Origin of the sequence: Mycolicibacterium iranicum (genome assembly GCF_014190915.1) — a bacterium.
Lineage (GTDB): Bacteria > Actinomycetota > Actinomycetes > Mycobacteriales > Mycobacteriaceae > Mycobacterium > Mycobacterium iranicum_B.
This window is the reverse complement of the sequence record NZ_JACHVU010000003.1, coordinates 125062-140075: the sequence shown is the minus strand read 5'-3', so window position 1 is coordinate 140075 and position 15014 is coordinate 125062. Positions and strand designations below refer to the sequence as shown.

At 70.3% G+C, this 15014-nt stretch carries 14 protein-coding genes; 6 read left to right on the top strand and 8 right to left on the bottom strand.

Annotated features, from left to right (window positions below):
- Nucleotides 1–32 precede the first annotated feature (32 nt).
- Nucleotides 33–797 (top strand): enoyl-CoA hydratase, encoded by a 765-nt coding sequence (locus FHR72_RS07835; RefSeq protein WP_183467382.1) that lies wholly within the window; start codon nt 33–35, stop codon nt 795–797.
- Here the strand turns inward: FHR72_RS07835 and FHR72_RS07830 are convergent.
- From FHR72_RS07830 to FHR72_RS07820, 3 genes are read right to left on the bottom strand one after another with little or no spacing between them, the layout of a single operon-like run.
- Nucleotides 794–1624, bottom strand: a complete 831-nt coding sequence (locus FHR72_RS07830) for a sugar phosphate isomerase/epimerase family protein (RefSeq protein ID WP_183467381.1) — start codon at nt 1622–1624, stop codon at nt 794–796. The two genes, FHR72_RS07835 and FHR72_RS07830, sit on opposite strands and share 4 nt — an antisense overlap.
- Entirely contained in the window at nt 1624–2817 is a 1194-nt protein-coding gene (locus FHR72_RS07825; protein ID WP_396888412.1) for a dihydrodipicolinate synthase family protein, read from the bottom strand. Before FHR72_RS07825 ends, FHR72_RS07830 begins: the two co-directional genes overlap by 1 nt.
- Entirely contained in the window at nt 2814–3986 is a 1173-nt protein-coding gene (locus FHR72_RS07820) for a Gfo/Idh/MocA family protein (RefSeq protein ID WP_183467380.1), read from the bottom strand. The genes FHR72_RS07825 and FHR72_RS07820 overlap by 4 nt, the downstream gene beginning before the upstream one ends.
- A 229-nt stretch (nt 3987–4215) precedes the next feature.
- Between FHR72_RS07820 and FHR72_RS07815 the strand changes: the two genes are divergently transcribed.
- The 4 genes from FHR72_RS07815 (at nt 4216) to FHR72_RS07800 (ending at nt 8154) form a co-directional block, all read left to right on the top strand.
- Nucleotides 4216–5244: a LacI family DNA-binding transcriptional regulator gene (locus FHR72_RS07815; protein WP_183467379.1), complete on the top strand. Its 1029-nt coding sequence runs from the start codon at nt 4216–4218 to the stop codon at nt 5242–5244.
- A 132-nt stretch (nt 5245–5376) separates the two neighbouring features.
- Nucleotides 5377–6258 (top strand): ABC transporter permease, encoded by an 882-nt coding sequence (locus FHR72_RS07810; RefSeq protein WP_183467378.1) that lies wholly within the window; start codon nt 5377–5379, stop codon nt 6256–6258.
- Nucleotides 6259–6285: 27 nt separating this feature from the next.
- A complete protein-coding gene (locus FHR72_RS07805) occupies nt 6286–7320 on the top strand; it encodes an ABC transporter substrate-binding protein (RefSeq protein ID WP_183467377.1) in 1035 nt (344 codons plus the stop codon).
- A gap of 12 nt (nt 7321–7332) precedes the next feature.
- Nucleotides 7333–8154: an ABC transporter ATP-binding protein gene (locus FHR72_RS07800; RefSeq protein WP_183467376.1), complete on the top strand. Its 822-nt coding sequence runs from the start codon at nt 7333–7335 to the stop codon at nt 8152–8154.
- Nucleotides 8155–8240: 86 nt separating this feature from the next.
- On the opposite strand, the gene FHR72_RS07795 is transcribed toward FHR72_RS07800, so the two are convergent.
- Nucleotides 8241–8666, bottom strand: coding sequence for a MerR family transcriptional regulator (locus FHR72_RS07795; protein WP_183467375.1), 426 nt, complete (start codon nt 8664–8666; stop codon nt 8241–8243).
- Nucleotides 8667–8712: 46 nt separating this feature from the next.
- On the opposite strand from FHR72_RS07795, the gene FHR72_RS07790 reads away from it, so the two are divergent.
- Nucleotides 8713–9333: a class I SAM-dependent methyltransferase gene (locus FHR72_RS07790; protein WP_183467374.1), complete on the top strand. Its 621-nt coding sequence runs from the start codon at nt 8713–8715 to the stop codon at nt 9331–9333.
- 9 nt (nt 9334–9342) lie between these two features.
- On the opposite strand, the gene FHR72_RS07785 is transcribed toward FHR72_RS07790, so the two are convergent.
- Genes FHR72_RS07785 through infB form a run of 4 tightly spaced genes read right to left on the bottom strand, consistent with a single transcriptional unit; the run spans nt 9343 to nt 14970 of the window.
- Nucleotides 9343–10662: an MATE family efflux transporter gene (locus tag FHR72_RS07785; protein ID WP_183467373.1), complete on the bottom strand. Its 1320-nt coding sequence runs from the start codon at nt 10660–10662 to the stop codon at nt 9343–9345.
- Nucleotides 10655–11656, bottom strand: a complete 1002-nt coding sequence (locus FHR72_RS07780; protein WP_183467372.1) for a DHH family phosphoesterase — start codon at nt 11654–11656, stop codon at nt 10655–10657. Before FHR72_RS07780 ends, FHR72_RS07785 begins: the two co-directional genes overlap by 8 nt.
- Nucleotides 11649–12146 carry a 30S ribosome-binding factor RbfA gene (gene rbfA / locus FHR72_RS07775; RefSeq protein ID WP_183467371.1) on the bottom strand — a complete coding sequence of 166 codons (498 nt, stop codon included), beginning with the start codon at nt 12144–12146 and terminating at the stop codon, nt 11649–11651. The genes FHR72_RS07780 and rbfA overlap by 8 nt, the downstream gene beginning before the upstream one ends.
- 37 nt (nt 12147–12183) lie before the next feature.
- Nucleotides 12184–14970: a translation initiation factor IF-2 gene (gene infB, locus FHR72_RS07770; RefSeq protein WP_183467370.1), complete on the bottom strand. Its 2787-nt coding sequence runs from the start codon at nt 14968–14970 to the stop codon at nt 12184–12186.
- Nucleotides 14971–15014 lie beyond the last annotated feature (44 nt).

Below are 15014 nucleotides of genomic sequence, written 5' to 3'. Positions count from 1 at the left end.
AGGCGCTTGACGGGTGTCGATACGGTGAGCGCATGAGCACCCCCACCGAGGATGTCCTGCTGATCGACACCTCCGACCGCGTCCGCACCCTGACCTTCAATCGCCCCGGCGCACGCAACGCGCTGTCGGCGGCGTTGCGCAGTCGGCTGTTCGACGCACTGCGCGAGGCCGAAGCCGACGACGACGTCGACGTCGTGATCCTGACCGGCGCCGACCCCGTCTTCTGTGCAGGTCTCGATCTGAAGGAACTCGGCGACACCACCGAGCTGCCCGACATCTCGCCGAAGTGGCCGCCCATGACCAAGCCCGTGATCGGCGCGATCAACGGCGCCGCCGTGACCGGCGGCCTCGAGATGGCCCTTTACTGCGACATCCTGATCGCCTCCGAGCAGGCCCGCTTCGCCGACACCCACGCCCGCGTCGGCCTCATGCCGACCTGGGGGCTGTCGGTGCGGCTGCCGCAGAAGGTCGGTGTCGGCATGGCCCGCCGGATGAGCATGACCGGCGACTACCTGTCCGCCGAGGAGGCGCTGCGCTGCGGACTCGTCACGCAGGTCGTCGCGCACGACGCGCTGCTCGACACCGCCCGTCAGGTCGCGACGTCGATCGTCGGCAACAACCAGAAGGCGGTGCGGGCGCTGCTGGCGTCCTACCACGCCATCGACGACGGCCAGAACGGCGCGGCGCTGTGGCAGGAGGCCGCGGCGGCCCGCGAATGGATGAAGAGCACCAGCGGGGACGACATCGCGGCGAGCCGCAGCGGCGTGATGGAGCGGGGCCGCTCGCAGGTGCGCTAGAGCGACGGCAGGACGAGCTCGCGGTAGCGCTGCTTCATCGTCTCCAGCACCGTGACACCGTCGGTGGCCCAGACGGTTTCGTTGAAGATCTCCACCTCGATGTCGCCGTCGTACCCGGCGTCGCGGACCATCGCGGTGATCGAGGCGAAGTCGATGACCCCATCGCCCATCATGCCCCGCGACACCAGCGGGTCGGCGGCCATCGGCACCAGCCAGTCGCACACCTGGTAGCTGCTGATCCGGCCCTGGGCACCGGCGTCGGCGACGGACTGCGCGAGCGCGGGATCCCACCACACGTGGTAGGTGTCGACGACGACGCCGACCGTGCGCGCCGGATGCGGTGCCGCCAGCTCGAGCGCCTGAGCCAGCGTGTTGATCACCGCGCGGTCTGCGCAGAACACCGGGTGCAGGGGTTCGAGCGCCAGCCGGACATCCCGCTCGGCGGCGTAGGGCACCAGCTCGGCGAGACGTTCCGCCAGCCGGGTCCGCGCGCCGAGGAGGTCGCGGTCGGGCACCCCGCCGACGACCATGACCAGCTCCGGCGCGCTCAGTGCCGCCGCCTCGTCGATCGCCCGCCGATTGTCGTCGAGCGCTTCCCGCCCGTCCCCGAGCCCGGTGAGGAATCCGCCGCGGCACAGGCTCGACACCCGCAAACCGTTGTCCAGCACCAGCTTCGCTGCGTCGTCCAGGCCGGCTTCGGCAACCCGGTCGCGCCACAGACCGACGGCCGGCAGGCCCGCCGCCGCGGTGGCCTCGACGGCCCGGCGCAGTGTCCACCCCTTGGTCGTCATGGTGTTCAACGACAGCCGGCCCAGATCCGAGGACATCAGCTCACCCCGTTCACGGACAGGTACGCGCGCATCCGGTCGGCCGCCAGTTCGGGGTCGGCGAGCAGACCGGCCCGGTCGGCCAGCACGAACACCTCGCTCAGGTGGGTGACCGACCGGCCGCCGGCCAGACCTCCCACCAGCGCGAAGTTGCGCTGGTGGCCGTTGAGCCAGGCCAGGAACGCGATACCGGTCTTGTAGTAGTACGTCGGGGCGGCGAAGATGTGTCGCCCGAGCGCCTGCGTCGAATCCAGGATCCGGCGGGCGTCGGCCGTGTCGCCGGCGTCGAGCCGCTGCAGCGCTGCGGACGCGGCGGGGTAGATCGCGGCGAAGATCCCGAGTAGTGCGTCCGAATGCCGGTCGCCGTCACCGGCGATCAGCTCCGGGTAGTTGAAGTCGTCGCCGGTGTAGAGACGTACGCCGTCGGGAAGGGCACGGCGCAGCTCCACCTCGTGCGCGGCATCGAGCAGGGAGACTTTGACCCCGTCGACCTTGGCTGCGTTATCCTGCACAAGGCTCTCGAAAGTCGCTGTCGCCGTAGCGATGTCGGCACTTCCCCAGTAGCCGCGCAAGGCGGGGTCGAACATCTCCCCCAGCCAGTGCAGGATCACCGGCCGGTCCGTTTCGGCGAGCAACCTGCCGTAGACCGACAGATAGTCCTGCGGCGAGGTGGCGGTCGCGGCCAGGGCACGGGAGGCCATCAGGATCACGTTGGCCCCAGCGCCCCGGACCACGTCGATCTGCCGGCGGTAGGCGTCGGTGATGACGTCCAGACCACGCTGCCCGGACGGCACGTCGGCCGGATCGAGGTCGTCGGTGCCGGCGCCACAGGCCAGCAGCCCACCGACCGACGCGGCCTCGCGGCCCGACCGGACGATGAGCTCGCGCGTGGCGGCCCAGTCCAGGCCCATCCCCCGCTGCGCGGTGTCCATCGCGTCGGCCACCCCCAGGCCGTAGGACCACAGCTCGTGGCGGTAGGCCATCGTGGTGTCCCAGTCGAGGTCGGCGGGTGCGCCCGGCGTGCTGTCGGCCAGTACCTTGGGGACCACGTGCGCTGCGGCGTAGGCGATGCGAGAGGTGATGGGCTGCAACGGCCTCCGCCACACGCCCGGCTCGCCGAGGTCATGGCGGCGCAGCTCGCCGCCGACCGGCAGCACCACCGACGCAGTACGCGCATTCGTCGTGGCGGTCACAGCACGATCTCCGGGACCTCGAGGCGGCGTCCTTCTGCCGAGCTCTTCAGGCCGAGTTCCGCCAACTGCACACCGCGGGCCGCCGACAGCAGACCGAAGCGGTGCGGCCGGTCGGCGACCACGTCGCGCAGGAACTCCTCCCACTGCAGCTTGAAGCCGTTGTCGAGATCGGCGTTGGCGGGCACCTCCAGCCACTGGTCACGGAACGGCTCCGTGACCGGGAGATCGGGGTTCCACACCGGCTTGGGCGTGTGGGCCCGTTGCTGCGCGACGCAGCGCCGCAGCCCCGCGACGGCCGAGCCGTGGGTGCCGTCGATCTGGAACTCGACCAGTTCGTCGCGGTACACCCGCACCGCCCACGACGAGTTGATCTGGGCGACGATGCCGCCGTCGATCTCGAAGATGCCGTACGCGGCGTCGTCGGCCGTGGCGGCATAGGCCTGCCCCGACTCGTCCCACCGATCCGGGATGTGGGTGACGGCCCGGGCGGTCACCGCACGCACCGACCCGAGCAAGCCCTCCATGACGTAGTTCCAGTGGCAGAACATGTCGACGGTGATGCCGCCCCCGTCCTCGGCACGGTAGTTCCAGCTCGGACGCTGGGCCGGCTGGCTGTCGCCCTCGAACACCCAATAGCCGAACTCCCCGCGAAGGGACAGGATGCGACCGAAGAAACCCTCGTCAACCAGCCGGCGCAGCTTCACCAGCCCCGGCAGGTACAGCTTGTCGTGCACGACTCCGGCCACGACGCCGGCGTTCTGCGCCATGCGCGCCAGTTCGATTGCCTCGGTCAGCGTTTCGGCGGTCGGCTTCTCGGTGTAGACGTGCTTGCCCGCCTTGATCGCCGACGACAGCGCCTCGACCCGGCGCGAGGTCACCTGCGCGTCGAAGTACACATCCACGGTCGGATCGGCGATCACCGACGCCACATCGGTGGTCCACTCCGCCACGTCGTGCTGGGCCGCCAGGTCGGCGATCTTGTCGGCGTTGCGGCCCACCAGGATCGGCTCGACGGCCACGCGGGTCCCGTCTTCGAGCACCAGACCGCTGTCGCGCAGCGGCAGGATGGAACGCAGCAGGTGCTGGCGATAGCCCATGCGTCCGGTCACGCCGTTCATGGCGATACGCAGGGTTCTGCGGGACCCGGTCGGTGACGTCGTCGAGGTCATCAGGGTTTCCTTGTCTGAGGAAGCCAGGGGCCGACTCGTCGGGCCCCGGCAAGTGCTGTCGGGTGAATGCACAGCTCGCCCTCTCACTACGTGGGAGAACGGCGGTGTCAGCACTTCGGAATGCGCTTTCCACGGTAAGGTGTGTCCGGGTCGCGGTCAACCCCGGGCGCGTGTGGCGCTCCGGTGGCTCCGCGACGCGGACCTCGCGCAACGGTCAGGAGCAGCGGAGATGGCAGCGGTAACCCTGCAGGATGTCGCGGCGCGGGCCGGCGTGTCGCAGGCCACGGCGTCGCGGGTGCTCAACGGTTCTGCCCGCATTCCGGGCGAAGGCGTCGCCGACCGGGTCCGCACCGCCGCCCGCGAACTGGGCTACGTGCCGAATGCCCAGGCGCAGGCGCTGGCCCGGGCGTCGACCGGTCTGCTCGGGCTCATCGTCCACGACATCGCCGACCCCTACTTCTCCTCGATCGTCCGAGGGGTGCAGACCGCCGCCCGCACCGCGCGCAAGCAGGTGCTGCTGGCCAGCACGGACCGCGACTTCGACATCGAACGGGACTCGGTGGCCACGTTCATCGCCCACCGGGCGGACGCGATCGTGCTCGCCGGGTCGCGACAGAGCGGACATCTGGACCGCGATCTGGAAGGTGAGTTCGGGCGCTACCGGGCCAACGGCGGCCGGGTGGTCGTGATCGGCCAGCCACTGGCCTTCGGCGGGGCTGTCGAACCGGAAAACCACTATGCCTCAGCGGAATTGGCCGATGCACTGACCGCTGCCGGTCATGCCCAGTTCGCCGTCATCGGCGGGCCCGCGAGCATCCGGACGGCCGTCGACCGGCGCAACGGCTTCGTCGAGGCCCTGGGCAGGAACGGCCTCACCCCCCTGGTCGAGGTGTCCGGCGACTTCACCCGCGACGGCGGATACTCCGCGGCCCGCCGGCTGGCCGCCGCGCTGCAGCTGACACCCGGATCGGATGCGGCGCCGGTCTGCGTCTTCGCAGTCACCGACGTCATGGCGATCGGGGCGATCGCCGCGTGGCGGGAGATGGGCCTGTCGGTACCCCGTGACGTCTGCATCGCCGGGTTCGACGACATCCCGACTCTGCGGGACCACACGCCGAGCCTGTCGACCGTCGCCCTGCCCCTCGAAGAGATCGGCGCGCGCGCCGTCGACCTCGCGCTGCGTTCCGACGTCGACGACCTCCGGGAACGCATCCCGGGCCGCGTCGTCCTTCGCGACAGCACGCGTCTGCCCGCCTGACCTGCGCGGGGACATCGGAGTCTGTGAGTTCGTTGACAGTGTGCGCTGGGTCACGTTAGGGTCGGAATCGCTTCGGAAAGCGCATTCCCATCGGGTGTCACACCCGAGCCCCTGCGACCATTAGGAAACTCCATGGCGGTAACCGCATCGGCCGGCGTGCGCCCCTCCTCGTCGGCGCCCCCTCCGGACTCCAGCGGCACGCGACGCTCGTGGCGTCCGTCCTTCTCTCCACGCCGCACGGCCGCGGCGTTGTGGCGCCCGGTGGCGCTGGTCATCGTGCTGCTCGCAGCCTGGTGGGCGGTGACCGCCGCCGAGCTCGTCGCGCCCTACATCCTGCCCTCGCCCGCAGACACCTGGCTGACAGCGCAGGAGAACGCGGCCTACCTGGCCCAGCACACCTGGGTGACCACCTGGGAGACGGTGGTCGGCTTCGTCATCGCCGCGGTCTTCGGGGTGTTCGTCGCCGTGGCGATGATGTACTCGTCCAGCCTGGAGAAGACGGTGTACCCGTTGATCCTGTTCGCCCAGGTGATCCCGAAGATCGCGATCGCGCCGCTGTTCGTCGTGTGGCTCGGGTTCGGACCGTCGCCGAAGATCCTGGTGGCCGTGCTGATGGCCTTCTTCCCCATCGTCATCTCCGGGCTGGCCGGCCTGCGTTCGGTCGATCCCGAGATCCTGGAGCTGACCTCGACGATGGGCGCGAGCCGGTTCAAGACGTTCATGAAGATCCGCTTCCCCGCGTCGCTGCCGCAGCTGATGTCGGGCCTGAAGGTCGCCGCCACCCTGGCCGTCACCGGCGCCGTGGTCGGTGAGTTCGTCGGCGCCAACGAAGGTCTCGGCTACGTGATCCTTCAGGCCAACGGAAACGTCGACACCGCAATGCTGTTCGCGGCACTCATCATCATGTCGCTGCTGGGCATTGTGCTCTTCGCGATCATCGAGATCGCCGAGAAGCTGCTCATCCCGTGGCATTCGTCGCGCCGCACCTCCAATTCCGCCAGCACCGCCGCCTGACCCCCACCGACCCGCAAAGGACAAACAATGATGTTCACCCGACGCCGCGCCACCGTCGCGGCCGCCGCCACCGCTGCCCTGCTCACGCTGTCCGCCTGCGGCGGAAGCGGTTCCGAGAACACCCCGGCCGCCGAGGGTTCCACGGCACCGGCCACGCTGATGCTCAACTGGTACCCCTACGGCGAGCACGCCCCGTTCTACTACGGCGTGCAGGAGGGCATCTTCGCCAAGCACGGCATCGACCTCACCATCGACGCCGGCCAGGGCTCCACCAAGACCGTCCAGGCCGTCGGATCCGGCCAGGCCGACTTCGGCTGGGCCGACACCCCCGCAGTGCTGAGCAACATCGACAAGGGTGTCGACGTCAAGAGCGCGGGAGTGTTCCTGCAGACCACCCCGTCAGCGGTGCAGGTGTTCGCCGACTCGGGCATCGACACCCCGCAGGACCTCGCGGGCCGGACCATCGCGGTGTCGGCCGGTGACGCCCCGACCACCACCTTCCCGATCTTCCTGGACAAGGTCGGGGTGCCCGAGGGCCAGGTCACCCAGCAGAGCCTCGATGCCGCGGGGAAGATGGCCGCGATGCTGTCCGGGCGGGTGGACGGCCTCATCGGTTTCGCGCACGACCAGGGCCCGACCATCGCCAACAAGAGTGGCCGGGAGGTGCGCTACCTGCGCTACTCCGATGCGGGCCTGAACTTCTACAGCAACGGCCTGATCGCCAAGAACTCCACCATCAGTGACAACGCCGAACTCGTGCAGTCGATGGTCGACGCCACCAGCGAGGCGTACGCCGCGGCCGCCGAGAATCCCGAGGCCGCCGTGGACGCGATGGCCGGCAAGGATCCGCAGATGCCTCCGCGCGAAGTGCTGCTGCAGCAGTGGCAGCAGACCATCCCGCTGCTGTCGACACCGGCCACCGCCGAGCAGGTTCCCGGCACCAACGCCGAGCAGGACTGGAAGACCACCATCGCCACGCTCAACGAGGCCGGGCTGCTGCGGTCGGCCAAAGAGCCTGCCGCGTACTGGGATTCGTCCTTCGCGCCCGAAGGTCAGCAGTAGGAGACCATGGACATGACCACTGCCACCATCACACCCCCGGGAACATCCATGACGTCCGTGGACTCCGCGGCAATCACGATCGAGAGCCTCAGCGTGCGGTTCTCCTCCAAGCGCGCGACCGTCACCGCCCTCAACGACGTGGACCTGCAGGTCGCCGACGGCGAGTTCGTCTCCATCGCCGGGCCGTCGGGGTGCGGGAAGTCGACCCTGCTCAAGGTCGTCGCAGGCCTGACCGACGCCACGTCGGGGAACGTCATGCTGCGAGGCAGGGAGGTCCGGGGACCGCAACGCGACATCGGGTACGTGTTCCAGCGGGCCGCCCTGCTGGAATGGCGCTCGGTGCGCAAGAACATCCTGCTGCAGGCCGAGATGCGGGGCATGCCCCGGCAGGCCGCGCAGCAGCGCTGCGATCAGCTGATCGAGATGACCGGTCTGACCGGCTTCGAGAACGCGCTGCCCCATGAGCTCTCCGGCGGTATGCAGCAACGTGTTTCGCTGTGCCGGGCGCTGCTGCACCAGCCACGCGTCCTGCTCATGGACGAGCCCTTCGGCGCCCTCGACGCGCTGACCCGCGAGAAGATGAACGTCGAACTGCACCGGATCTGGCGTGAGACCGGCACGACGGTGGTGCTGGTGACGCACTCGGTCGCCGAGGCGGTGTATCTGGCCAACCGCGTGGTCGTGATGAGCCCCCGGCCGGGACGCATCATCGAGACCCTCGACGTCGAGCTGCCCGCCGAGCGCGAGTACGCCGAGACGATGGAACGTCCGGAGTTCATCCGGGTGGCCAACCGGGTGCGCGATCTGCTGGGGAGCACGACCTCCGCCGACTGACCTCCCTCCCCCACCAGCACCGCGAGCGCGCGTGTCTGCACACACTTCATCGGAGTGTCCTGTGCAGAGACGCGCGCTCGCTGCAGTCAGCGCATCTGCTCGGCGCCGAGCTCGTCGACCGTCAGCCCGTCCACGAGCCGGTCGAGGGCCTCCGTCATCACCGGGCAGTCCCTAGTCGGGTCGTCGGCCGGGCAGTTCATCGCATGCCCCAGGAACTGCTGGGCCGCCCTCGCCTGGGCGATCACCGTGTCGAGCTCGGCGATCTGCTCCCGCACGCAGTCCCGCCACTGCTCGCCCGGGGCCCCGAGCACCGCCGCCGCGGTGTCCAGCGGGACGCCCAACCGGTGCACAATCTTGAGAAAAGCCAACCGGCGCAACTCTTCCCGGCCGTACATGCGCCTCCCGGAGCGTCGCGAGGCCGGGTGTACCAGCCCCCGCTCGTCGTAGTAGCGCAACGCCGACGCCGACATCTGCAGCCGGGACGCGGCCTCGCCGATGGATATCTGGTCCATGAGGCCATTTGACTTCAACCGGGCTTGAACCGGCAAGGTCGTCGTCATGAGTGAAACCTCCCCGCTCGCCGTCAACCACCACGCGGATCACCCCGGGTTCTCGGGTGTCACGGGCGCCGTGTTCGCGCTGATCTTTCTGCTGACGGGTCGTGCCTCTGCCGCATTCGCCGCCGACCTGATGCGCGTCGGCCACGACGACCACGTCGTCGACATCGGTTGCGGGCCCGGCACTGCCGCTCGTGCGGCCGCGCACCGACGGGCGGCGGTCACCGGAGTCGACCCGTCCGCCTCGATGCTGCGCCTCGCCCGTCTGGCCACCCGCCGGAACGCCGCGATCTCGTGGCGCGAGGGCACCGCGGAGTCACTGCCCGTCGCCGAGGACTCCGCGACTCTCGTGTGGGCGCTGGCCACGGTGCACCACTGGCGCGACGTCGACGCCGGTCTCCGCGAGGCGCACCGGGTGCTCAGGCCCGGTGGCCGGCTACTGGCCGTCGAGCGCCGGACGGAGCCGGGCGCCAACGGGGTCGCCAGTCACGGCTGGACGGCGGAGCAGGCCGAAGCCTTTGCCGCGCTCTGCCGTCGCGCAGGTTTCGCCGACGTCGCGGTCGGCACCGGACATGCCGGCCGCCGGGACGTCTGGGCGGTCACCGCCCGCACACCCGAGTGAACGATCACGTCAGCGGGTGCCGGGCACCAGCCACCGACCGGACAGGACACGCCACCCGACGAACGCCAACCGCAGCACCATGAAGGTGCTCAGCCCCGCCCAGATGCCCACCAACCCCCACCCGAACGCCAGCGACAGCCAGATCAGCGGAAGGAATCCGACCAGGGCGCTCGCCAGGGTCGCGTTGCGCATGAACGTCGCGTCACCGGCGCCCAGCAGCACTCCGTCGATCGCGAAAACCACGCCGGCGATCGGCAATTGGGCCACCAGGAACCACCACGGGACACCGATCTCGGCGAGCACGGTGTCGTCGTCGGTGAACACCGTCGGGAACACCGACGAACCCACGGCGAACACCGCCGCCAGGACCAGCCCGGCGACGGTGGAGAACAGCGTCACCCGCCACGCGACCGATTTCGCGTGCACGAGCTGTCCGGCGCCCAGCGCCGCGCCGACCAGTGACTGCGCGGCGATCGCCAGCGAATCGAGCACCAGCGCAAGGAAACTCCACAGCTGCAACACCACCTGGTGCGCGGCGACGGCGGCGGCACCGAACCGGGCCGCCACGGCGCCGGCGGAGACGAAGCACGCCTGGAACGCCATCGTGCGCAGAATCAGATCGCGGCCCATCACCACCTGTGCCCGCAGCACCGCGGGACGCAGGCGCAACGGCACCTTCTCGACGATCAGTGCCCGGCAGAACAGGGCAGCGGCCAGCCACTGCCCCACCACGTTCGCCACCGCCGACCCGGGAAGTCCGAGCCGGGGCGCCCCCCACCATCCGTAGACCAGCAGCGGGCACAGCACCGCGGACAGCGCGAAACCGAGGACCACGTAGCGCAGCGGCCGCACGGTGTCCTGCACACCACGCATCCAGCCGTTGCCGGCGGCCGCGACGAGGATCGCCGGGACGGCGAGGCTGGCGATACGCACCCACGGCAGTGCCGCGGCGGCGATGTCTCCCCCGGCGGCCAACGCCGACACCAGAGGCTGCGCGGTCAGCTGGACGGCGACGACGATGGCGCCACCCATGCCGAGGGCCAGCCACGTCGCCTGCACTCCCTCCTCGACGGCGGCCGTCCGGTCTCCGGCCCCGTAGAACCGCGCGGCCCTGGCGGTCGTGCCGTAGGAGAGGAAGGTCAGCTGGGAGCTCAGGACGCCCATGATCAGCGCGCCGATCGCCAGTCCCGCGAGGCTCAGCGCTCCGAGTCGACCGATGACCGCGAGGTCGAACAGCAGGTAGAGGGGTTCGGCGGCGAGCACCCCGAGGGCCGGGAACGCGAGCGCGGCGATCCGCCGGCCGGTGGCCGGCGCGACGGCGTCAGCCAAGGGCCGCACGCAGGGCCGCGACGACGTCCGCGGCGGCGCCGGTGGCCGTGAACCCGGCGGCCAGGCGGTGACCGCCACCGCCGAACGTGCCCGCCACCGCGGAGACGTCCATCGCCTTCGACCGCATCGACACCGACCAGACCTGTGGCCTGATCTCCTTGAACACCGCGGCCACCTCGGCCTGCTGCGTGGTCCGGACGATGTCGACGATGCTCTCGACCTCTTCGGGCCGGGCGTTCGTGAGTTCCTCGTGGTCGACCACCGCGTACACCAGCCCGCGGCCGTCCGCGGCGTCGGTGAGCAGTTCGGCGGACCCGAGCACGCGCGACAGCATCGGCAGCCACGCGTACGGATGGGTGTCGAGCAGCGTGCGACTGACCGCGGCGTTGTCGACGCCCAGTTCCACCAACCGGCCGGCGAGCCGGTGCGCGCGGGCGCTGGCCCAGCGGAACGATCCGGTGTCGGTGGCCAGCCCGGCATAGAGGCAGTGCGCGACGTCGAGCTCGATGGGCTTGCCCCACGCGTCGAGCAGGTCGGCGACCAGCATCGTCGTCGAGTCGGCGGCGGCGTCGACGAAGTTCGCGGTGCCGAAGAGCTGGTTGGACGCGTGATGGTCGATGACGAGCACGTCCTCGACGGTGTCGGTCAGCTCGGCGAGGGCCCCGAGCCTGTTCACGCTCGGGATGTCGACGGTGACCAGCAGGTCCGCGTCACGCCGCAGGTTGTCGGGGGCCACCAGCAGGTGCCCGCCCGGTAGGGAGTGCAGAGAATCGGGCAGCTTCTCCGGCTCGGCGAAGCTGACCTCGACCTCCTTGCCGGTGCGCTCGAGCACCAGCGCAAGGGCCAGCCCGGCGCCGATGGTGTCGGCATCGGGAAAGACGTGGCACACGATGCTGACGCTCTCGGCACGCGTCAGCAGATCGGCGGCGCTGCACGCGTCGACATGCCCGCCCCCTCGCGTAGCAGTGGGAACGTCAGTCGTCGGGTCAGTCATCGACCGAGTTGGTGCCACCCGTGTCCTCAGCGTCCGGCCCCCCGGTTGCCTCTTCGTCCCCTCCGCCTACACGGTAAGGGTCGGCGTCGCCTGCGTGCTTGGCACCCTGCCGAACTCTCGCCAAATCCTCATCTGCGGCCCGCGCTCGGGCCAGCAGCTCTTCCATGCGGTGCGCGGCGTCGGGCACGGTGTCGCGGGCGAACGCCAGCGTCGGGGTGAACCGGACCCCGAGCGAGGCACCGACTTTGGTGCGCAGCACGCCTTTGGCGCTTTCCAGCGCCGCGGCGGCTGCGTCGTAGTCGGGTTCCTCGTCGAGGGACCGGCCCAACACCGTGTAGTACAGCGTCGCGTCGTGCAGGTCGTTGGTGACCTTGGCGTCCGTGATCGTCACCCCGGCGAGCCGGGGATCCTTGATCTCGTACTCGATCGCCGAGGCGACGAGGGTCGAGATGCGTTTCGCCAGTCGCTTCGCCCGTGCGGGGTCAGCCATGTTCGGGCGATTCGCTCGTTGCGCAGGCGCTCATGGCCTACACACGCTCTTTCTCGACCAGCTCGTACGTCTCGATGACATCGCCTTCCTTGATGTCGGAGTACGTCAGCGTCAGACCGCACTCGTAGCCGTCGCGGACCTCGGTGACGTCGTCCTTCTCACGCCGGAGCGACGAGATGGTGACGGTCTCGGCGACCACGACGTTGTCGCGGAGCAGACGGGCCTTGGCGTTGCGGCGCATGATGCCCGACGTGACGAGGCAGCCGGCGATGTTGCCGACCTTCGACGACCGGAAGATCGCGCGGATCTCGGCCCGGCCGAGCTCCTTCTCCTCGTAGATCGGCTTGAGCATGCCCTTGAGCGCGCTCTCGATCTCGTCGATGGCCTGGTAGATCACCGAGTAGTACCGGATCTCCACACCTTCGCGGTTGGCCAGCTCCGTCGCCTTGCCCTCGGCGCGGACGTTGAAGCCGATGATGATCGCGTCCGACGCCGACGCCAGGTTGACGTTGGTCTCGGTGACGCCACCGACGCCGCGGTCGATGACGCGCAGCTCGACCTCGTCGTCGACCTGGATCCCGAGCAGCGCTTCCTCCAGGGCCTCGACCGTGCCGGAGTTGTCGCCCTTGAGGATCAGGTTCAGCTGGCTGGTTTCCTTCAGCGCCGAATCCAGATCTTCCAGGCTGATCCGCTTACGGGTGCGGGCCGCCATCGCGTTGCGCTTGCGCGCGCTGCGGCGGTCGGCGATCTGGCGGGCGATGCGGTCTTCGTCGACGACGAGGAAGTTGTCACCGGCACCGGGCACCGACGTGAAGCCGATGACCTGCACCGGGCGTGACGGCAGGGCCGCCTCGACGTCCTCGCCGTGCTCGTCGACCATGCGGCGCACGCGACCGTAGGCGTCGCCGGCCACCACCGAGTCGCCGACGCGCAGCGTTCCGCGCTGGATGAGCACGGTGGCCACCGGGCCACGACCGCGGTCCAGGTGCGCCTCGATGGCCACACCCTGGGCCTCCATGTCGGGGTTGGCCCGCAGGTCCAGCGAAGCATCCGCGGTCAGGATGACCGCTTCGAGCAACGCCTCGATGTTGGTGCCGGCCTTGGCCGAGATGTCGACGAACATCGTGTCGCCGCCGTACTCCTCGGGGACCAGCCCGTATTCGGTGAGCTGACCGCGGATCTTGGCCGGGTCGGCACCTTCCTTGTCGATCTTGTTGACCGCCACCACGATCGGCACGTCGGCCGCCTGGGCGTGGTTGACGGCTTCCACCGTCTGCGGCATGACACCGTCGTCGGCGGCGACGACCAGGATCGCGATGTCCGTGGCCTTCGCACCGCGGGCACGCATGGCGGTGAACGCCTCGTGACCGGGGGTGTCGATGAAGGTGATGGGCCGCTCGTTGCCGTCGAGGTCGACGGCCACCTGGTAGGCGCCGATGTGCTGGGTGATGCCGCCGGCCTCGCCCTCGCGCACGGTGGCGTTACGGATCGTGTCGAGCAGTCGGGTCTTGCCGTGGTCGACGTGACCCATGACGGTAACCACCGGCGGACGGAACTCGAGGTCGTCCTCGCCGCCCTCGTCTTCGCCGTAGGACAGGTCGAACGACTGCAGCAGCTCGCGGTCCTCGTCCTCCGGGGACACGACCTGCACGACGTAGTTCATCTCGCTGCCGAGCAGCTCGAGCGTCTCATCGCCCACCGACTGGGTGGCTGTGACCATCTCGCCGAGGTTGAACAGCGCCTGCACCAGCGAAGCCGGGTTGGCGTTGATCTTGTCGGCGAAATCGCTCAGCGATGCGCCACGGGCCAGCCGGATGGTCTCGCCATTGCCGTGCGGAAGCCGCACGCCACCGACGACCGGGGCCTGCATGTTCTCGTATTCGGCCCTTTTCGCGCGCTTCGACTTGCGACCACGCTTCGGAGCGCCACCGGGACGACCGAACGCGCCGGCCGCGCCGCCGCGCTGACCGGGACGGCCACCGCCGCCACCGCCGGGACGACCGCGGAAACCTCCGGCAGCTGCGCCACCGGCACCTCCGCCACCGCCGGCACCGCCGCGGTAGTTACCGCCGCCGCCACCGCCGGGACGACCCGCGCCACCGGGCGCCGGCCTGGGGCCACCACCGGGACGGGGACCACCGCCGGGACGGGGACCGCCGCCGGGACGGGGACCGCCACCGGGGCGCGGGGGCATGTTGCCCGGCGACGCACCGGGACGGGGTCCGCCACCTGGGCGGGGACCACCGGCGCCGGGACCCGGGCGGGGGCCACCCGGGCTCTGGGGCCTCGGTGCCGGACGCTCGACCGGCTGCTGTGAGGAGAACGGGTTGTTGCCGACGCGGGGGGTACGCGCGGCCGGCTTGGGTGCACCGGGGCGCGGGCCGCCGGGGCCCGGGCGCGGACCGGGCGTGGGCCGTGCGGACGGCTCCGCCTGAGCGGGCGGGGCCGCGGACGCTGCGGGTGCGGGGGCTGCCGGCGCAGGTGCGGGGGCTGCCGGGGCGGGCGTCGGCGGGGCGACGGGGGCCGCGGGCTCGGCCGCCGCAGGCGCGGACGGCTTGGGCGCGGGGGGTCCGGGCCTGGGGCCGGGACGCTTCTCGGGTGCGGACGGTTTCGCGGCGGCCCCGTTGGACGCGCCGCCGCCCGGCTTCACCTTGTCGGTCTTGTTGCCGCCGAATGACTCGCGCAGACGGCGGGCCACCGGGGCCTCCACCGTCGACGAGGCGGACTTGACGAACTCACCTTGCTCGCCCAGGCGGGCGAGTACTTCCTTGCTTGTGACACCGAGTTCCTTCGCCAACTCGTGCACGCGGGCTTTACCTGCCACTACATCTCCTGTCTAGGAGGCGACAGCGGTGGTAGGCGCCGCGC